This is a genomic window from Nonomuraea sp. C10 (assembly GCF_008017515.1).
GTDB classification, from domain to species: Bacteria; Actinomycetota; Actinomycetes; order Streptosporangiales; family Streptosporangiaceae; genus Nonomuraea; species Nonomuraea ferruginea.
In genome coordinates this window covers 4392308-4410163 of record NZ_VPFF01000001.1, presented here as the reverse complement: position 1 = coordinate 4410163, position 17856 = coordinate 4392308, and the positions used below count along the sequence as shown (strand labels likewise).

The window sequence follows — 17856 nt, the reverse complement described above, 5'->3', positions numbered from 1 at the left end:
GCTCAGGCCGCGCTCCTGGCCCGCCGCCCCAGCGCGGCCAGGATCGCGGCCGGGTCCACGATGCCGTAGCCGTAGTCGTAGTCGAAGCCCACCGTGCTGCGGTCCTCGGCGGTGCGGCGCAGCAGGGCGCGCAGCTGGGCCGGCGACAGCCGCGAGGCGGGCCAGCGCGTCCGCACCGCCGCCACCAGCCCGGCCGCGACCGGGGCCGCCGCCGACGTGCCGGAGTCGGGTTCGTCGCCGTACGCGCCGGAGCCGGCGAAGTGCGTGTACGCGCACACGTCCGGCTTGCGCTCGGCCAGCCGTCCCGGGCCCTGCGAGGAGTAGCCGACGCGCTCGCCGCGCACGTTCACCCCGCCGATCGAGAGCACCCGCGGATGGGAGTTGGCGCCGGTGATCGGCCGCTCGGGGAAGGCGCAGCGCCCGTCGGGGCAGTCGCGCCCGCAGTTGCCCGCCGCGAACAGGATGTCCGCGCCCGCCTGGTCGAGGCTCGCCACCATCAGGTTGAACGGGTGCGCCCCGTTGTCGGAGTAGTTGCCCGGATGCCCCACGGGGAAGTCCCACTCCGGGGAGAACGACCCCCACGAGTTGTTGACCACCAGTGCCCGCGACTCCTCGGGCTGGGCGTCGAGCACGCCGCGCAGGTGCGCGAACGCGGCCACCGCGTCGGACAGCAGCCCGTCCATGACCGAGCCGCCCGGCCGGGTGGAGCGCAGCAGCGGCAGGTCGAGCAGGGTCGCCGCCGGGGCGCCGATGAGCGCGTCGAAGGCGCACATCGTGCCGTGGTCGACAGGGAACTCCCCGGGTGTGCCCGGCACGGTCGGCGGCACCCAGCTCCGCCCGGCGTCGAGGCGCACGTCGCGCCCCAGCTTGCCGCTCAGGTGGTCCAGGTTGACGCCGGTGTCGACCACGGCCACGTGCACGTCGGACCCGTCGAGGCCCTCGGCGCGCATCCGGGGCCCGTCCAGCAGCCGCTCCACGTCACGCCAGGTGCCGGCCGGCGGGTCGCCGCCACACGTCGGGCAGGTCTCGATGACCGGGTCGGAGAACACGCCCACCACGTCGGGGCGCAGCCCGGGCAGCAGCGAGACCCTGGTGGCCAGCTCGTCGTCGGAGATCGTGCCGCGGACCAGCACGGAGGCGTCCGTTGCGGCCATCGAGAACCGCAGCGGCTGGTTGAGCGAGAGCGGATCGCCGCCCGTGGCGGGCACCGGGCGCGGCAGCGCCACGGGCGCGAACCCGGTGTCGAGCTCGACACCGGGCAGGCCGTCCGCGACGTCGGCCGTGGTCACGGCGCGGCCGGGGTCGGCCACGGCCGCGACGAGGTCAGGGGAGGGGCGGAGTTGGATGAGGACCCGCATGATCACCACCGAGCGTGTATGGATGGAGCGACTCCCTTACCGTGCGTCATCGCGCCGTCGCCGTCCAGGGCTTTGCCAAGCCTGTGACCTGCGGAAACGTCGCAAAATGCGACGAATGGGACGACATCCTCGCGTAATCGTGAGGCTTCCGTGCGGGCGATCTGTTGACTAGGTTGAGTCACCATGACGCTTCAGGCGCGCAAGCCCGTCGAAAGCGGTGGCACGGGCGGACACTGGCTGGCGGTGCGGCCCCGGCTGATCCTCGCCAGCGCGTTCATGCTCTTCCTGGAGCTGGCGCTGATCCGCTGGACCGGCTCCAACATCGTGCACCTGAGCTACTTCACCAACTTCGTGCTGCTCGGCTCGTTCCTCGGCATCGGGCTCGGGTTCCTGCGCGTCGGCCGCACCACCGCCCAGCCCTACTACTCGCCGGTCGTGCTGTTCGGGCTGGTCATGGTGGTGCTGGCGTTCCCGGTGACGGTCGACCGCGACACCGACGGGGTGCTCTACTGGACGAGCCTGTCCACGGTCGGGCCGCCCGCCTGGATCAGCCTGCCCATCGTCTTCTGCGCCGCCGCGCTCGTCCTCATGGGCCCCGCCGAGCTGGTCGGGCGCTGCTTCCCCGAGCTGCCCCGGCTGGAGGCCTACCGCTACGACCTCATCGGCAGCCTGACCGGCATCGCGGTGTTCACCGGGCTGTCGTTCCTCAGCGCGCCGCCCGTCTTCTGGGGCATCCTCGCCGCCGCCGCGTACGCGGTGCTGCTCGTGCCCCGGCCCCGCGCCGCCTACATCGGGCTGGTGGCCGTCCCCTCGCTCGCCGTGGTCGGCCTGCTGCTGGCCGAGACGCTCACCGCCGGGGCGCTCTGGTCGCCGTACTACAAGGTGACCCACCGCCAGTTCGAGCAGCTCGGCGTGCCGGTGACCGACATCTCCGTCAACGGCATCCCCCACCAGCAGGCCGTGCCCGCCCACGCCCGGCTCCAGTGGGAGGCCCAGTACGGGCTGCCCTACGAGCGGGCCGCCGCCCGGCCCGACGACGTGCTCATCATCGGCGCGGGCAGCGGCACCGACGTCTCCATCGCGCTGTCCAAGGGCGCCCGCCACGTCGACGCCGTCGAGATCGACCCCAAGCTGCGCGAGCTCGGCGGCTCCACCCACCCGGACAAGCCGTACGACGATCCCCGCGTGACCACGCACGTCACCGACGGCCGCGCCTTCCTGGAACAGACCGATCGCTCGTACGACCTGATCCTGTTCGCGCTGCCCGACTCGCTCACGCTCGTGTCGGGGGCCAGCTCGCTGCGGCTGGAGAGCTACCTGTTCACCGAGGAGGCCATGCGGGCCGCCCGTGAGCGCCTCAAGCCCGGCGGCGCGTTCTCCATGTACAACTACTACCGCGAGAGCTGGCTGGTGGACCGGCTCGCCACCACCGCCCAGCGCGCCTTCGGCCACGCCCCCTGCGTGGACGTGGTCAGCACCACCGGCCAGCAGGCCGTCATCACCGCCGGGGCGACCCCCGAGGCGCAGCGCTGCGGCGCCCCCTGGGCGGGCGCGGCCGCCGGCACCCCGCCGCCCGCCGACGACGACCGGCCCTTCCTCTACCTGAAGGACCGCACGATCCCGTCGCTCTACCTCGTCACGCTCGGTCTGATCCTCGCGGTCAGCCTCCTCGCCGTCCGCGTCGTGGCCGGCCCGTACCGCAGGATGCGCCCGTACGCCGACCTGTTCCTGCTCGGGGTGGCGTTCCTGCTGCTGGAGACCAAGAGCGTGACCGGGTTCGCGCTGCTGTTCGGCACCACCTGGGTGGTCAACGCCATCGTGTTCGCCGGGGTGCTCGTCGCCGTGCTCGCCGCCGTCGAGGTGACCCGCCGCTTCCGCACCCCGCCGCTGCCCGTCATGTACGGGGTGCTCTTCGCCGGCCTGCTGCTGGCCTGGCTGGTGCCGAACGCGTGGCTGCTGTCGCTGCCCGTGCCGGTGCGCGCGGTGGCCGCCGTCATCGTCGCCTTCCTGCCGATCTTCGCCGCGAACGTGGTGTTCGCCAAGCGGTTCGCCGACACCGCCGACGCCACCACCTCCTTCGGCGCCAACCTGCTCGGCGCCATGGTCGGCGGCTGCCTGGAGTACCTGGCGCTGGTCATCGGCTATCAAGGGCTGCTCGTCGTCGCCGGCGTGCTTTACCTCGGCGCGTTCCTGCTGTTGCCCCGGCGGGCGCTCGCGTAAGCCCCTGTTTGCCCGGCCATGTGAGGCTTTACCTGCGGTTTTGGAATGCCTGGGAAAGCCGCGCCGTTGTAACCAACATCTGAGCGCCCATCAATCTGACAGCGGCCGCTCCACTCCCAGCGCACCTCGCTCCGCAGCGTGTCCCGCAGAGGTGCTCACGTAGCTCTATGCGTACGAATGATCACTAATTGTGCGCGACTCTGGAGGAACACCATGACGATCACCCGTACCCTGCGCAAGTTCGGCGCCACCGCGGCCCTGGCCGTCGCCACCACCGTGGCGGCTCCCGCCTTCACCGCCCCCGCCCAGGCCGCCGAGCTCCCGTACGGCCAGGACGTCTCCAACTACCAGCCCACCCACGACTGGGGTGCCAGCGGCGCCGACTTCGGCATCGTCAAGGCCACCGAGGGCCTGGACTTCAAGGACAAGACCTTCGCCCGCCACTGGAAGGAACTCGACAAGCACGAGGTCGTGCGCGGCGCCTACCACTTCGGGCACCCGAAGAACGACCCCGTCGCCGAGGCCGACTTCTTCCTGTCCGTGGTGAACAGCCAGCCCGCCGAGAAGGGCGACCTGCTCGCCCTCGACCTGGAGACCAGCGACGGCAAGTCGGTCGAGCACGTGAACAAGTGGGCCAAGACGTTCCTGGAGCGGGTCAAGGCCAAGACCGGCGTCACCCCGCTGTTCTACAGCGGCTACGCCTTCGCCGACCAGTACGGCAAGGGCCTGGGCGAGTACCCGCTGTGGGTCGCCCACTACGACAAGGCCAAGGGCACGGTCGCCACGCCGGCCGACTGGAAGTCCTGGACCATCCACCAGTACTCCGACGCGCCCGTCGACCAGAACGTCTCCGCGCTGAGCATCGACCAGCTGCGCGCCCTCGGCCGCAGCTGACCCCCCCGGGGTACGCCGACGCACCTCGCCCCGCCTCCCGCCGACCGGCAGGAGGCGGGGCGAGGTCGTTTCATCCGCACAGCTCGTCGAGCGACTCGGCGCTGTCGTTCGCCTTCTGCGAGTTGCGGGTCGGCGTCTCGGTCGGCTGGGCCGCCCGCACCTGCGTACGCGAGACCGACGGGGAAGCCGACGCCGTCGGCGCGGCCTGCGTGGCGGCCTTGGCGCGACGCGGCTTGAGCGAGTCCTGGACCGCCTTGGCCGACGCCCGCCGGATCTTGACCCAGTCGGGGCTGCCCGGCCAGTACTTCGGCGGCACGAACTGCAGGCTGCTCATCTTCGCGTCCTTGACCTTGAGCGCCAGGTCCAGCAGCGGTTCCAGGAGTTCCTCGGGGATGTTCGTCTCGGCCAGCCGTTTGGTCGCCGTGGCGATGCTGTTGAAGTTCGCCAGGATCTTCTGCGGCGTCGCCTGCTGCGCGAACGCGCCGATGACGCAGCGCTGGCGGCTCATCCGGGAGAAGTCGTCGCTGCCCACCCGGGACCGGCCGTACCAGAGGGCCTCCTCGCCCGACAGCCGCCGGGTGCCCGCCCTGATCGTGCCCGCGGTCCCGTACAGGCCGCCCCACTTGACGTCCTGCTCCACGTGGATGGTCAGCCCGCCGATGGCGTCCACCAGGTCGGCGAACCCGTACATGTTCATCAGCACGTAGTAGTCGATGTCGAGGTTGAGCGTGTAGCTGATCGCGTCCATCAGCGCGCGCGGGCCCCGGTTCTTGCCGCCCGCCTGCTCCGGGTGGTCGTTGGCGTACTGCCACACCTCGTTCAGCAGGCCGCCGTTGGGCAGCTCCGCCATGAAGCCGTTCGGGAAGTGCCTGCGCAGCGGCGACGACGGCGGGAAGCGCACGTGCTGCAGGTTGCGGGGCAGGCTGAACAGCACCGTGGCGCCCGTCGGGATGTGCACGCTGGCCACGTTCATGCTGTCGGTGCGCACGCCGGTGCGGTTGCCCGCGGCGTCACCGCCGACCAGCAGGAAGTTGACCCGGTCCTTGCCGTTCCACGGGTCCTCCTCCTTGATCGGCGCTACGTCCGGGTTGTCCTCCGCGCTCTTGAAGACGTGCTTCTTCGCGTCCCACACCGCGTAGACCGACGTGGCCGACAGCGCGAACGGGGCCATCACCACCACACACAGCAGTCCCACCGCGACGCCGGAGATGATCTGGCCCTGCTGGGTGAGCCGGCTCGGGCCGAGCGCGACGTACGAGGAGACCGCTAGCGCGAACCAGCTCAGCGCGCCCACGGAGGCCAGGACCACGACGGTCATCATCACGCTGTCGCGCGTGACGATCCCCGCGTTGTCCAGGTTGGCCAGCACGAACGCCAGCAGGCCGAGCAGCACGGCGACGAAGACGCCGACGAGGACCAGACCGGTGCGCCGGTGCCCGGCCCGCAGGTGCGCGGCGCCCGGAACGAAGATCGACAGCAGGGTCCAGCCCAGGATGGACGCCGGCGTGAGCGGCTTCGCGAACCGCGGCGCCGCACTCCCGCCACCGACCCCGGCAAGCCTCCCCGCGATCCCCCCACCCCGGTTGCCGCCCGAACGTGCCCGCCCGTCATCGCCACGACCTGGCCCCGAGCCACCCCCGGCGCCAGAGCCGCCGCTCCTGCCGGAGCCGCCTCCAGCCCCTGAACCTCTGCCAGAGCCGCCACTGGCCCCTGAGCCTCTGCCAGAGCCACCGCCGGCACCTGGGCCCCTTCCGGAACCGCCGCCGGCACCTGGGCCGCTGCCGGAACCGCCGGCGCCAGGACCTCTGTCGCCACCGGCGCCGGTGCTCCTACCGGAGCCGCCTCCAGCACCGAAGCCGCTGCTGGCACCGGCTCCTGCACCCCTGCTGGAGCCGCCGGGGCCTGCACCTGAGCCTCTGCTGGAGCCGCCCTCGCCGGAGACTCTGGCTGATTCGGCGCTGGGGTGGACGCCCCTGGCTACGCCGCCGTGGCCAGAGCCGCCTGTGACGGGGCCTTCGCTCGCGCCTCTTCCGTTCCCGCTCGGGGTGGAGCCCGCGCCTCTCCCGGCCGCCTCTTCGCCGGGGCGGCCGCTTCCGCCGGAGGTCCCTCTCCCGGCAGGGCCGCTTCCGGCGGGGGTTCCTCTCCTGGCGGAGCCGTGGTCGCCGGAGGTTCCCCCTACCTGGTGGTCGCCTCTGCCGGAGGTTTCGCCTCGGGTGGGGGTGCCGGGGTGTGGGGTTTCGCGGGCGTCCGGGGTTTGGCCCGGCGCGTCCGCGGGGTCCCTGCGGGGGCGTGGGGTGCCTGACGCAGGGTCGCCGGAGCGCCGGGTCCTGCGGGTCCGCCCGCTCCGCGGCTCGCCGGCTCGCGGTTCGGCGGCCCTGGGGTCGACGGCGCCGGACGGGTCCGGATGGGGGGCGGCCGGGTCGGGCGAGGGGTCGGCGGAATTGCCCGGCGCGGGCCGGGGTCGGCGAGGGGGGCGCCGTTTCCGGCCTCCGGGCACGGCGTCCACCCCATCGCGTTTGCTCACACCGGCTCCTTCGCACGCCTACCAGGCATAACCCGCTGGGTTTGCCCCCCGATGGCACAAGATTGCCAGGATTCTAGTCGCCATATATGGACATCAAAGACATGTGCCCAACATGAGATGAACCTCAAGTAACCATCAGGAGGTGGTCGAAGACGGCGCGGCCCACGTGTTGCACTGGTAGGCCTTGTTCTTCTCCCAGCCCTGCCGGAACCACCGGTGGTTGTTCGCCGTCGACCCGTGGTCACGCGGGTATCCGGGATGGTCGCCCACCTGGCCGTAGAACCAGAACAACCGCTGCCGGCTGCTCGTGCTCACCGGGTACGAGGCCGCGACCGACCGCATCCACATCCCGCCGAAGCAGGTTGCCTGGAGCTCCAGCCGTCGGCTCAGCGCCAGCTTGCCGTTCTGGTTCGAGGTCTCCAGCGTCTGACCCCACCAGGAGTCCAGCAGCCCGGTCAGGTTCTGCACGTGGTGCCCGTACTCGTGGGCCATCATGCTGATGATGCCGCCGTGCCAGCTGATGATCTGGCCGTAGCCGCGCGAGTTGCCGTTCCCCCTGGCCATGGCCGAGGTGGAGGCGTAGATCGTGTTGTTGCGCGGGCAGTAGTACGGCACGATGCTGCCCCGCTGGGGGTAGTCGCCGCAGGCGCCCCTGCCGCTCCTGGCCGCGATGGCGTACCTCGGCGGGCTGAACGGGATGCCCTGCTTCTGCAGGATCGGGCCCCATGCCTGGTCCATGCACTTGCCGGTCTTGAGGATCAGCGACTTGAGCTGGCTGTGGCTGAAGATGCTCACGTTGCCCGCCCGGCAGGTGAGCCTGGGCAGCACGCCGGCCCGGTAGACGGTGTTGTTCTTCAGGCTGCGGTCGAGCGTCACCTGCCTCGGCGGGTCGTCGCCCGGCTCGTCGTCCTGCGTGGGCCGCTGGGTCGGACGCTCGGTGGGCACGTCGTCCCGGGTCGGGCTGCTCGTCGGCTCACCCCTCGACCGCGTCGGCTCGTCGTACGGGGAGTACGTCGGCTGCGCGATCGGCGTCGTCGTGTCCGAACCCGACGACGAGCCCAGGAACGCCGCCCCGACGATCACCAGCACGAACAGTCCCGCGATCGTCCCGCACACCAGCCCGAGCACGCCGACCACGCCCATGCCGGACTTGCGGCGCGGCCGGTGGTGCCACTGCCCGTGCGGCGGGAAGGACGGCTGCCCGCCCGGCCAGGGCCCCTGCGGGGGCGGAGGACCGCCCGGGTACCCGCCGCCCGGCGGATAGCCGCCGCCCTGCCCGGGGTACGCCCCCTGCCCGTGCGGCGGGCCCTGGCCCGGGTACGGCCCTTGGCCGGGTGGATTGCCCTGGCCCGGATACGGCCCCTGTCCGGGATAGGGCCCCGCGCCCGGGGGCGCGCCCTGTCCGGGATACGGCCCCTGTCCGGGATACGGCCCCTGGTCCGGATAAGGTCCCTGGCCCGGGTACGGCCCCTGGCCGGGTGGTGGCTGGCCCGGGTAGGGGCCTTGCCCCGGCGGCGGGGCGCCCCCTCCGGGGTACGGTCCCTGACCCGGATGGGGTCCGCCAGGATTGGGAACGCCTTGACCGGGGTATGGGTTGCCCTGCGGCTGTGGCTGGCGGTGGCCAGGCGGCGGCCATGGTAGCGAGGGCGGCCTCTGGGGCTGTCCTGGCCCCTGTGGCGCGGGAGGATATTGCCCGTTCCCTGTCACCGTGTCGCCCCTTTACTCGGTTGTCCGAGATGCGCGACCTCTCCTGTCACACATCGTGCCTTTGCCGAATATGGGGCAGAAGCATACTGATTTCCCACCCGTCACGGATGTAGCGGTACTCGGTTACGGTCCGAAATCATTCGAGGTGATCTCAGTCATGTTCCGGACCACGGACCTGCCGTTGTCCTAGCGTTCTTTGCCATGAACCTCCAGCAGCTCCGCTATGTGGTCGCGACTGCGGAGCACCGCACCATGACTGACGCGGCAAGGTCGCTCTATATCGCACAACCTGCGCTTTCGCGTGCGATCCGCGATCTGGAACGAGAGCTCGGAATGACGCTCTTCGCGCGTTCGGGGCGGGGGGTAGTGGTGACCTCGCAAGGTCGCCGCGTGGTGAAGCTGGCTCGGGAGGCGCTCGACGCCGTCCGCGAGATCGAAGGCCTCGCCAACCACGGCGGCGCCGGCGAAGCGGAGCTCCGCATCGCCTCCACCCCCAGCCTGGAGCCCGGTCTGGCGGGGCGGCTGTTGCCCGCCTACGCCTCCGAGCACCCCGGCGTCCGCGTGCACATCGTCCGCTGCGAGGGCCGCGAGGCCGTCGTCAGCGCCATCCGGGACCAGCGGGCCGACCTCGGCCTGACCGATCTGCCCGTCCCCGGCGACCTGATCACCCACCCGCTCGAGCGCCAGGAGATCGTGCTGATCTCCCCGCCCGGGCTCGAACTCCCCAACCCCGTTCCCATGGGCAGACTCCACGGCATGCGCCTGGCCCTGCCCGCGCGCGGCAGCGTCCGCCGCAGGGAGCTCGACGCGATGTTCGGCAAGTTCTCGGTGAGCCCCGTCGTGGTGCTCGAAACCGACGAACGCAACGGCTGGCTGAACGCGGTGCGCGCCGGGAAGGCGTCGCTGCTGTGGTACCGCGGGATGGCCGAACAGGCCGCCCGTGCGGGCCTCGTGGTCCGCTCGCTGGAGCCCGCCGTCAGACGCGTGATCGCCGTCGTGCACACGCGCCGCCGCCTCCCGCTGATCGCCCAGGACTTCCTGGCGACCGCCGAGAGGGGCACGACCGCCTAGCGCGGTCGGATTCTCAGCACCTCGCCGGTCGCCGGCCCGTGTGCCCCCGTGGACACGTGGCAGGCGCCGTCAGGCTCCACCGTCACACCGGTCGGCGTGCAGTCGTGCCGACGCGCTCCTGGTGAACGCCCCGGTGACGGACGTCCCGTTCAGAGGGACGGGGGGAGGGAGACGACGGCGCGGAGGCCGGGGGAGGCGTCCTCCAGGTGGACGGTGCCGCCGTGCGCGCGCACCGTCTCCCGGACGATGGCCAGCCCCAGCCCCGCACCGCCCTCGTCACGGCTGCGCCCGGTGTCGAGCCGGGTGAACCGGTTGAACACCCGCTCCCTGTCCTCCTCCGGGATGCCCGGCCCGTCGTCGGTGACGGTGAGGATCCCGTCGGCGGTCAGCGCGACCTCGACCTTCGACGCGGTGTGCCGCACCGCGTTGTCGATCAGGTTGGTCAGCACCCGGCTGAGGTCCATGGCGTCGCCGCGCACCTCCACCGGGTCGCAGGCGGCCAGCCTCACCTCGGCGTACCGCTCGGCCGTCTGCCGCACGACCTCGTCCAGGTCGACGGGCTCGCGCCGGGCCGGGACGCCGCCGCGCTCGTCCAGCCTGGCCAGCGCCAGCAGGTCCTCGGCCAGCCGCGACAGCCGCAGGGTGTCCTCCAGCACGCCCTCGGCCGTCTCCGGCCAGTCCTGCCCCTGCGGGTGCCCGAGCGCCACCTCCAGCTGCAGCCGGATGCTGGCGAGCGGGCTGCGCAGCTCGTGCGCCGCGTCGGAGACCAGCGCCCGCTGCCGCTTCTCGGCCTCCTCCAGCCGCGCCAGCATGTCGTTGAGCGTGGTGGCCAGCGAGTGCACCTCGTCGCGCGACTCCGGCACCGGCAGCCGGCGCGACCGGGCGGTGTGCGTGATCTCGGCCGCGCCCCTGCGCAGCGCCGTGATGGGCCGCAGCGTACGCCCGACGATCATCCAGCTGGCGCCCGCGAGCAGCACCACCAGCAGCGGCGTGCCCACCAGCAGCACCCGCCCGGCCGTGCGGACGCTCGTCTGGATCTCCGACACCGACCGGGCCGCGATCACCGTCTGCCCGCGGTCGGCGCTCAGCACCACCACCCGCAACTGCGCCGGGATCGCGTACGGATGACCGTCGACGAACGTGGCCCGCCCGTCCTCCAGCGCCCGCGCCCGGCCCCGCGCGTCCAGCAGCGGCACCAGCCGGTCCGCGCCGTAGGTGACGTGCGTGATCCGCCCGTCCGCGCCGATGACCTGCACGATCGTGCCGTCGTGGGTGGTGATCGGGGTGGTCAGCGTGCCGGCGTCGGCCTGCACCCGCACGGTGTGCGCCTGCCGGCTGACCGACTCGTCCACGGTGGCCAGGAGTGTCCGGTCCAGCACCGAGAGCAGCACCGACGCCGACACCGCCAGCGCCACCGCCAGCACGGCGACGGCCACCACCGTCAGCCGGAACCGCAACCCCTGCCGCCGCCACCAGGCCGACGGGCGCGCGGCCGGGAACTCAGCCACCGTCGCCGGCCAGCCGGTAGCCCGCGCCGCGCACGGTCTGCAACGCGTTCCTGCCGAACGGGGCGTCGATCTTGCGCCGCAGGTAGCCCACGTACACCTCGACCACGTTCGGGTCGGTGTCGAAGGTGTCCCAGACGTGCTCCAGGATCTCCGACTTGGACACCACCTCGTCGCGCCTGCGCAGCAGGTACTCCAGCAGCGCGAACTCGCGCGGCGTCAGCTCGACGTCGCGTTCGCCGCGCCGCACCCGCCGCCGCGCCGGGTCCAGCGACAGGTCGCCGGCGGCCAGCACGGCCGGCCGCCGCCCCGAGTCGCGCCGCAGCAGCGCCCGCAGCCTGGCCACCAGCACCACGTACGAGAACGGCTTGGTCAGGTAGTCGTCGGCGCCCAGGTCGAGGCCGTCGGCCATGTCGTACTCGCCGTCCTTGGCCGACAGCATGAGGATCGGCACCCAGTTCTCCTCCGCGCGCAACTGCTTGCACACGTTGTAGCCGGACAGCCTGGGCAGCATGATGTCGAGCACGACCACGTCGTAGTCGCCGTGTCTCGCCTCGTGGAGCCCCTGCTCGCCGTCGTGGGCGAGGTCGACGGCGAACCCCTCCGCCTGCAGCCCGCGCTGGAGCGCGGCCGCCATCCGGCGTTCGTCCTCGACGACCAGTACCCGCATGTGCCGATTCTCCCGTCCGTGCGCTGAGAGCCCGCTGAGAACGCTGAGAGGGATCTCAGCCCGTCTCAGGTTCGCCTAAGGATGCATCACGCAGGCTGCGTGTATCGACATACCGTTGAGGAGTGACATGCGTAGAGGCACGTACGTGAGGTGGGGAGTGCCGATCGCGGCGGCGGCCGTGATCGGCGCGGCGATAGGCGCCGGGCCGGTGATCGCCGCGGTGAGCGGCGACCCCGTGCTTCCCGAACGGTCGGCCCAGCAGCTGCTGGCCGACGCCGCCGCGGCGGCGGAGAAGAGCGAGGGCATGCCCCCCATGTCCGGCACCGTCCAGCAGACGGCCTCGCTCGGCCTGCCGGCGCTGCCCGACACGGGCGACGGCTCGCCGCTGTCGCTGCTGTCCGGCTCCCACGAGGTGAAGCTCTGGTACGGCGGCGAGGACAAGATGCGGCTGGCGCTGCCCACCCAGTTCAACGAGACCAACGTGATCGTCAACGGCGACCAGGTGTGGTACTGGGACAGCGACAGCAACACCGCCACCAGGGTCAAGCTGCAGGGCGAGCACCCCCGGGAGGGCCTGCCCACGGCCGCCCCGACCGTCATGACGCCCGACCAGGCGGCGCAGCGGCTCCTGGAGCAGGTGGACGAGTCGACCACGATCTCGGTGAGCAACACCGCCGAGGTCGCGGGCCGCCCGGCCTACCAGCTCACGCTCACCCCGAAGGACCCCGCGTCCCTGGTCCAGGAGGTGCGCCTGGCCATCGACGGCGAGCACTACGTGCCGCTGCGGGTCCAGGTGTTCGCCAAGGGCTCGGCCGAGCCGGCCTTCCAGGTCGGGTTCACCCAGCTGACCTTCACCCCGCCCGCCGAGGAGAACTTCGCCTTCACCCCGCCGGCCGGGGCCAAGGTGGAGGAGAAGACGTTCGGGCCGTCCGACGTGCGACAGGAGCACGCCGAGGAGGCCAGGCGCACCGCCGGGGACCTGAAGGTGCGCGGCGAGGGCTGGACCGCGGTCGCGGTGCTGCCCGCCGACGCCGCGATGCCGCAGGGCGACGCGGACGGCGCTCCCGGCGCTCCCGGCGGCGAGGGCGCCGACGCGCGGGCGCTCTTCGACAACGTGCTGAAGACGGCCACCCCGGTGAGCGGCACCTGGGGCTCCGGCAAGATGATCAGGACGAAGCTCGTCACCGTGCTGCTGACCGACGACGGCCGCCTGCTGGTCGGCGCGGTCACCCCGGAGGAGATCATGAAGGCGGCGGGCGTCAGGTGACGACCGTCGCGCAGGAAGCGGGGGCGCCCACCGGGGCGGCCCCGCCCTCCGACCCCGGCGCCGCCATCGTGACGTCCGGGCTGACCAAGCGCTTCCGCGGCGGCCAGACGGCCGTCGACGCGCTCGACCTGACCGTGCCGCGCGGCTCCGTCTACGGCTTCCTGGGGCCGAACGGCTCGGGCAAGACCACCACGATCCGGATGCTGCTCGGTTTGATCACGCCCACCGGCGGCACCTGCTCCCTGCTCGGCCTGCCGCTCGCGCTGGCCCTGCCCCGGGTGGGCGCGCTGGTCGAGGGACCGGCCTTCTACCCCTACCTGACGGGCGAGGCCAACCTGCGCCGGTTCGACGCCGCCGACCCCACCGCCTCCGGGGCGACCGTCCGGCGGCGCGTCGGCGAGGCGCTGGAACGCGTCGGCCTCACCGCCGCGGCGGGCAAGCGCTACCGCAACTACTCGCTCGGCATGCGCCAGCGGCTCGCCATCGCGGCCGCCCTGCTCGGGCCGCGCGAGCTGCTCATCCTGGACGAGCCCACCAACGGGCTCGACCCGCAGGGCACCCGCGAGGTGCGGGCACTGGTCAAGGAGATCGCCGCCGGCGGCACCACCGTGTTCGTCTCCTCCCACCTGCTGGCCGAGGTCGAGCAGATGTGCACGCACGCCGCCATCATGCGCACCGGCCGCCTCGTCGCGGACGGCACCATCGCCTCGCTGAGCGGCGGCCTGGCCACCCGCGTCAGCGTCGAGACGCCCGACGCGGCCGACGCGGCGCGCGTGCTCGCGGCGCTCGGGCTGGCCGACGTGCGCTCCGCCGCCGGCGCCGTGACCGCCGAGCTGGGGGGCCACGCTCCCGAGCGGGTCAACGCCGCCCTCGTCGGCGAGGGCGTGGCCGTACGGGGGCTCGCCGTCGTGCGGCCGAGCCTGGAGGACGTGTTCGTCGGACTGACAGGAGAGGGATTCGATGTCGACGGCTGACACGGGCACCCGCACCCGTCGCACCCCCGGGCTGGTGCCCGTGACCGAGACCCTGAGCACCGTCGAACGCCGCCCGGAGGAGCCCTCCGACCGGCCCGCCCCGCCCGCTCCGCAGGCCGGGCGCCGCGCGGGCGCGTTCTGGCGGCTGCTCGTCTCCGAGCTGAGCCTCACCTTCCACCGGCCGCGCAACCTGGCCATGCTGGCCGCGCTCGCGACGGTGCCCGTGATCATGGGCGTGTCCCTGCGGCTGTTCGCCGGGGACGACCAGGTCGGCGGCATGATCGCCGCCGTGGCCGGCAACAGCCTCATGCTGACGTTCCTCGCGCTCTCGGCCCTGGTGCTGCTGATGATGCCGATCGCGGTCAGCGTGGTGGCCGGCGACGCGCTCGCCGGCGAGGCCGGCGGCGGCACGCTGCGCTACCTGCTCGCCGCGCCCGCCGGGCGCACCCGGCTGCTGGCCGTCAAGTACCTGAACGCGGTCGTGTACGCGTACGCGGTCACCGCGGTCGTGGCGCTGTCGGCGCTGGTGACCGGGCTCGTGCTGTTCCCCGCCGGTGACGTGGTCCTGCTGTCGGGCACCACCGTCACCATGACCGACGGGCTGCTGCGCATCGCGCTCACCGTCGGCTACGTCGGCTTCGCCCTGTCGGCGGTCGCGGCGGTGGCGCTGGCCATCTCGGCGTTCACCGAGGTGCCCATCGGGGCGATCGCGGGCACCGTCGTGCTGATCATCGCCTGCCAGGTGCTGCGGGCCATCCCCGCGCTCGAAGCGATCGCGCCCTACCTGCTGCCGACCAGGTTCACCGGCTTCGACGCGGTCCTGCGCAGCCCGATCGACACCGGGGCGCTGACGGAGGGCCTGCTGACGTTCGGCGCCTACATCGTGATGTCCCTCTCGATCGCCTGGGCCCACTTCACCGGCAAGGACGTCACGTCCTGACCCCCACAGGGCCGGCGCGAGGGTAAGGGCTTCGCCCCGTACGGGTCGCGTACGGGGCGAAGGTGGCGATCAGGAGGGGCGGCGGCGGAGGGCCAGGGCGGCGATCACCACGCCGGCGACGCCGACGGCGAGGCCGGCGCCGCCCAGCAGGCGGGCCGTCCCGTCCGAGGAGGCGGGGGCCGCGCCGGACGCGGCCGGCGCCGCGACGAGGCCGGCGGAGGCGGACGGGGAGGCGGACGCGGCGGGGGAGGCGTCGGCGGGCGGGGTCAGCTTGAGCACGGGCGCCGGGTGCTCGGGCTCGGACCCGTCGGCCGCCGGGGCGTCGGCCCAGGAGACGACCTCGCCGCTGGAGTACGTCTGCTTGGTCGGGAACACCAGCTGGTCGACCCCGGTCGGCAGCCGTCCCATCGACACCTCGAACTCCTGGAACTCGCCCTGGCCGATCTCACCTCCCGACCAGGCGATCGTGGTGACGGCCTCGGTGAGCTCGCCGTGCTCGGTGGTGACGGGCTTGGGCAGCTTGCCCTCGGTGACCTTGACGGTCCAGCCGGGCACCGGCCTGACGGAGACGAACGCCAGCGGATGATCGGTGGGGAAGGTCACCTCGATCTTGGTCGTCCTGGCGTCGTCGCGCTCGTTCGGCACCCGGAAGGCGACCTTGGTGAACCCGCCCGCGACGGCGGTGCCGGGGTTGATCGTGACGTGCGCCAGCGCGGGCAGGGCGAGCGCGGCGGTGAGAGCGGTGGTGGCGGCGAGCACGGTCGCCGCACGTCTGAAGAAGGACATGTCGATAACTCCACTTGGTGGGCATAGGGGATGAGAGGTGTCAGCAGGTCAGGCGGGAAGTGGAGGACCTCGCCTGGTGACGCTGTGGCGGACCGCCGGGTCCGGCGGCACGTCGCGCACCCGTACGACGGGCACGGGCGGCCGGGCGGCGGGACGCGCGGGGACGGGCCGGGGGAGCAGGAGGCGGCGGGCCAGGCGGCGCAGCAGCGCCCAGAGCGCGGCCTCGCCGCGCGACAGCCACCAGCCGGTGAGGAGCGTGGCCGTCAGGTGGGCCACCAGCATGCCGAGCGCCTCGCCCAGCCCCTGCCCGTGGATGTGGGCGGCGACGTAGCCGGTGCCGTCGCCGCCGAACAGCTCGTGCAGCCCGAGCTGGGCCGCGACCAGCAGCCAGCCGACCTGGGCCGGTGAGCGCTCCCTGCCGCCCAGCGCGGCGGCGAGCCCGAACACCGCGCCGCCCCCGGCCGGCAGGGTCCACGGCGGGGGCCGCGATCCGCCGCTCAGCCAGTGGGCCAGGGCCGCGAGGAGCACACAGACGGCGGCGAAGGCCGCCGTCCGGATGAGCCGGAAAGGCAGGTGCGCTCGCATGAGTGTGCTCATGGTGCCACGGGCAGAAGACGTGCGAAAGCTCAAGCGGGAAGCCGCGTGATGACCGGGTGATTCGCGGCGTTTGTTCGCTAGGGTCGTGCCGACCACGTCGACATGAGGTGAGAACGTTGCGGCACTTAGGTGGTTTGCTCCTCGGGCTTGTGGTGACCGCGGCCGTGCTGGGAGGTGGCGGCTGGGCGGTGCAGCAGACGATGGCGGACGTCCAGGCCGCACCGCCGGTCGGCCCGTCGCTCTGGATCGCGCTGGGCTCCATGGCCGCCGTCGGCCTCGTCGTGGGGCTCGTGGTGGCGGGCCGGGTGTCACCGGTCGCCACCTTCATCCCGTCGATGGTCCTGCTGGCCTGGACCGTGGTGTACGCGCTGGACGCGAACCGGGCGCTGACCCTGCTGCCCGACGGCCCGGCGGTGAACGGCGTCGTCAGGGAGATCGTCTCCGGCGCCCACATCCTGCTCCGCGGCGGCGTGCTCGCGCTCCTGGGCGTCGCGCTGTTCATCCCGGTGCTGATGCCCTCGCGCTGGGCGCGCCGCTACGACGAGGACGACGACGACTACGAGGAGCAGACCCGGGAGGGCAGCTACTACTAGCGCCCGGTGGTGTAGAGGTGGGTGACCACCTCCTCGATGGAGGAGAGACCGGGAGCGCTCGCCATCAGGTCGTCCAGCGTCCCGTCGAAGGCCAGCCGGCCGTGGTCGATCAGCATCACGCGGCGGCACAGCCGCTCGATGTCGCCCAGGTCGTGGGTGGTCAGCAGCACGGTCGTGCCGCGCTCGGCGTTGATCCTGGCCAGGAACTCGCGGATGCCGGCCTTGCTCACGACGTCGAGCCCGATCGTGGGCTCGTCGAGCACGAGCACCTCCGGCGCGTGCAGCAGCGCCGCGGCCAGGTCGCCGCGCATCCGCTGGCCGAGGCTGAGCTGGCGCACCGGCGTGCTCATGAACGGGCCGAGGTCCAGCGTCGCCGTCAGCTCCGCCAGCCGTTCCGCGAACACTTTGCGATCTACTACTTTGTAAAGGAGCCGGATCAGCTCGAAGCTGTCCTTGAGCGGCAGGTCCCACCAGAGCGTGGTGCGCTGGCCGAAGACCACGCCGATGTGCCGGGCCAGCGTGGTGCGCCGGCGCGACGGGTCGAGCCCCGCCACCCGCACGGTGCCGGAGCTGGGCGTCAGGATGCCGCACAGCATCTTGATCGTGGTGGACTTGCCGGCGCCGTTCGGGCCGAGGTAGCCGACGAACTCCCCGGGTGCGACGGTGAAGGTCAGGTCGCGTACGGCGTGCACGGTCCGCCGCTTCACCTTGAAGGTGCGGCCCGCCTGGTTCAGTTCGATCATGGTCATG

The 17856-nt window shown here is 72.5% G+C and carries 15 protein-coding genes; 7 read left to right on the top strand and 8 right to left on the bottom strand.

Going from position 1 to position 17856, the window contains the following annotated elements:
• Positions 1-2: 2 nt before the first annotated feature.
• On the bottom strand, positions 3-1358 hold the full coding sequence (locus FR742_RS20260; RefSeq protein ID WP_148032390.1) for a S8 family serine peptidase: 1356 nt from the start codon (positions 1356-1358) through the stop codon (positions 3-5).
• Positions 1359-1541: 183 nt separating this feature from the next.
• Between FR742_RS20260 and FR742_RS20255 the strand changes: the two genes are divergently transcribed.
• Together FR742_RS20255 and FR742_RS20250 are read left to right on the top strand one after the other, a co-directional pair.
• Positions 1542-3578: a spermidine synthase gene (locus tag FR742_RS20255; protein ID WP_148032389.1), complete on the top strand. Its 2037-nt coding sequence runs from the start codon at positions 1542-1544 to the stop codon at positions 3576-3578.
• Between the two features lie 213 nt (positions 3579-3791).
• Positions 3792-4472 carry a glycoside hydrolase family 25 protein gene (locus FR742_RS20250; protein ID WP_187281232.1) on the top strand — a complete coding sequence of 227 codons (681 nt, stop codon included), beginning with the start codon at positions 3792-3794 and terminating at the stop codon, positions 4470-4472.
• Positions 4473-4542: 70 nt separating this feature from the next.
• On the opposite strand, the gene FR742_RS20245 is transcribed toward FR742_RS20250, so the two are convergent.
• Complete coding sequence (locus FR742_RS20245) at positions 4543-5865, bottom strand: LCP family protein (RefSeq protein WP_261808634.1); 1323 nt, start codon at positions 5863-5865, stop codon at positions 4543-4545.
• Between the two features lie 1266 nt (positions 5866-7131).
• Entirely contained in the window at positions 7132-8139 is a 1008-nt protein-coding gene (locus FR742_RS20240) for a neutral zinc metallopeptidase (protein ID WP_148032387.1), read from the bottom strand.
• A gap of 765 nt (positions 8140-8904) precedes the next feature.
• On the opposite strand from FR742_RS20240, the gene FR742_RS20235 reads away from it, so the two are divergent.
• Complete coding sequence (locus FR742_RS20235; RefSeq protein WP_148032386.1) at positions 8905-9774, top strand: LysR family transcriptional regulator; 870 nt, start codon at positions 8905-8907, stop codon at positions 9772-9774.
• A 149-nt stretch (positions 9775-9923) separates the two neighbouring features.
• On the opposite strand, the gene FR742_RS20230 is transcribed toward FR742_RS20235, so the two are convergent.
• A complete protein-coding gene (locus FR742_RS20230) occupies positions 9924-11282 on the bottom strand; it encodes a cell wall metabolism sensor histidine kinase WalK (RefSeq protein ID WP_148032385.1) in 1359 nt (452 codons plus the stop codon).
• Entirely contained in the window at positions 11275-11949 is a 675-nt protein-coding gene (locus FR742_RS20225) for a response regulator transcription factor (RefSeq protein ID WP_148032384.1), read from the bottom strand. The genes FR742_RS20230 and FR742_RS20225 overlap by 8 nt, the downstream gene beginning before the upstream one ends.
• Before the next feature lie 127 nt (positions 11950-12076).
• Here FR742_RS20225 and FR742_RS20220 point away from each other — a divergent pair, with 127 nt between their 5' ends.
• Genes FR742_RS20220 through FR742_RS20210 form a run of 3 tightly spaced genes read left to right on the top strand, consistent with a single transcriptional unit; the run spans position 12077 to position 15130 of the window.
• Entirely contained in the window at positions 12077-13216 is a 1140-nt protein-coding gene (locus tag FR742_RS20220) for an outer membrane lipoprotein carrier protein LolA (RefSeq protein ID WP_148032383.1), read from the top strand.
• Positions 13213-14190, top strand: a complete 978-nt coding sequence (locus tag FR742_RS20215; RefSeq protein ID WP_148032382.1) for an ABC transporter ATP-binding protein — start codon at positions 13213-13215, stop codon at positions 14188-14190. The genes FR742_RS20220 and FR742_RS20215 overlap by 4 nt, the downstream gene beginning before the upstream one ends.
• The gene (locus tag FR742_RS20210) at positions 14177-15130 is read left to right on the top strand and encodes an ABC transporter permease (protein ID WP_148032381.1); all 954 of its coding nucleotides are present in this window, start codon (positions 14177-14179) and stop codon (positions 15128-15130) included. Before FR742_RS20215 ends, FR742_RS20210 begins: the two co-directional genes overlap by 14 nt.
• A 69-nt stretch (positions 15131-15199) precedes the next feature.
• Here the strand turns inward: FR742_RS20210 and FR742_RS20205 are convergent, their stop codons facing one another.
• Positions 15200-15916, bottom strand: a complete 717-nt coding sequence (locus tag FR742_RS20205) for a YcnI family protein (protein ID WP_148032380.1) — start codon at positions 15914-15916, stop codon at positions 15200-15202.
• 48 nt (positions 15917-15964) lie between these two features.
• Positions 15965-16501: an MFS transporter gene (locus tag FR742_RS20200; RefSeq protein ID WP_148032379.1), complete on the bottom strand. Its 537-nt coding sequence runs from the start codon at positions 16499-16501 to the stop codon at positions 15965-15967.
• A 146-nt stretch (positions 16502-16647) separates the two neighbouring features.
• On the opposite strand from FR742_RS20200, the gene FR742_RS20195 reads away from it, so the two are divergent.
• Positions 16648-17106, top strand: a complete 459-nt coding sequence (locus FR742_RS20195; RefSeq protein WP_261808633.1) for a hypothetical protein — start codon at positions 16648-16650, stop codon at positions 17104-17106.
• Here FR742_RS20195 and FR742_RS20190 read toward each other — a convergent pair.
• Entirely contained in the window at positions 17103-17855 is a 753-nt protein-coding gene (locus tag FR742_RS20190; protein WP_261808632.1) for an ATP-binding cassette domain-containing protein, read from the bottom strand. The two genes, FR742_RS20195 and FR742_RS20190, sit on opposite strands and share 4 nt — an antisense overlap.
• Position 17856 lies beyond the last annotated feature (1 nt).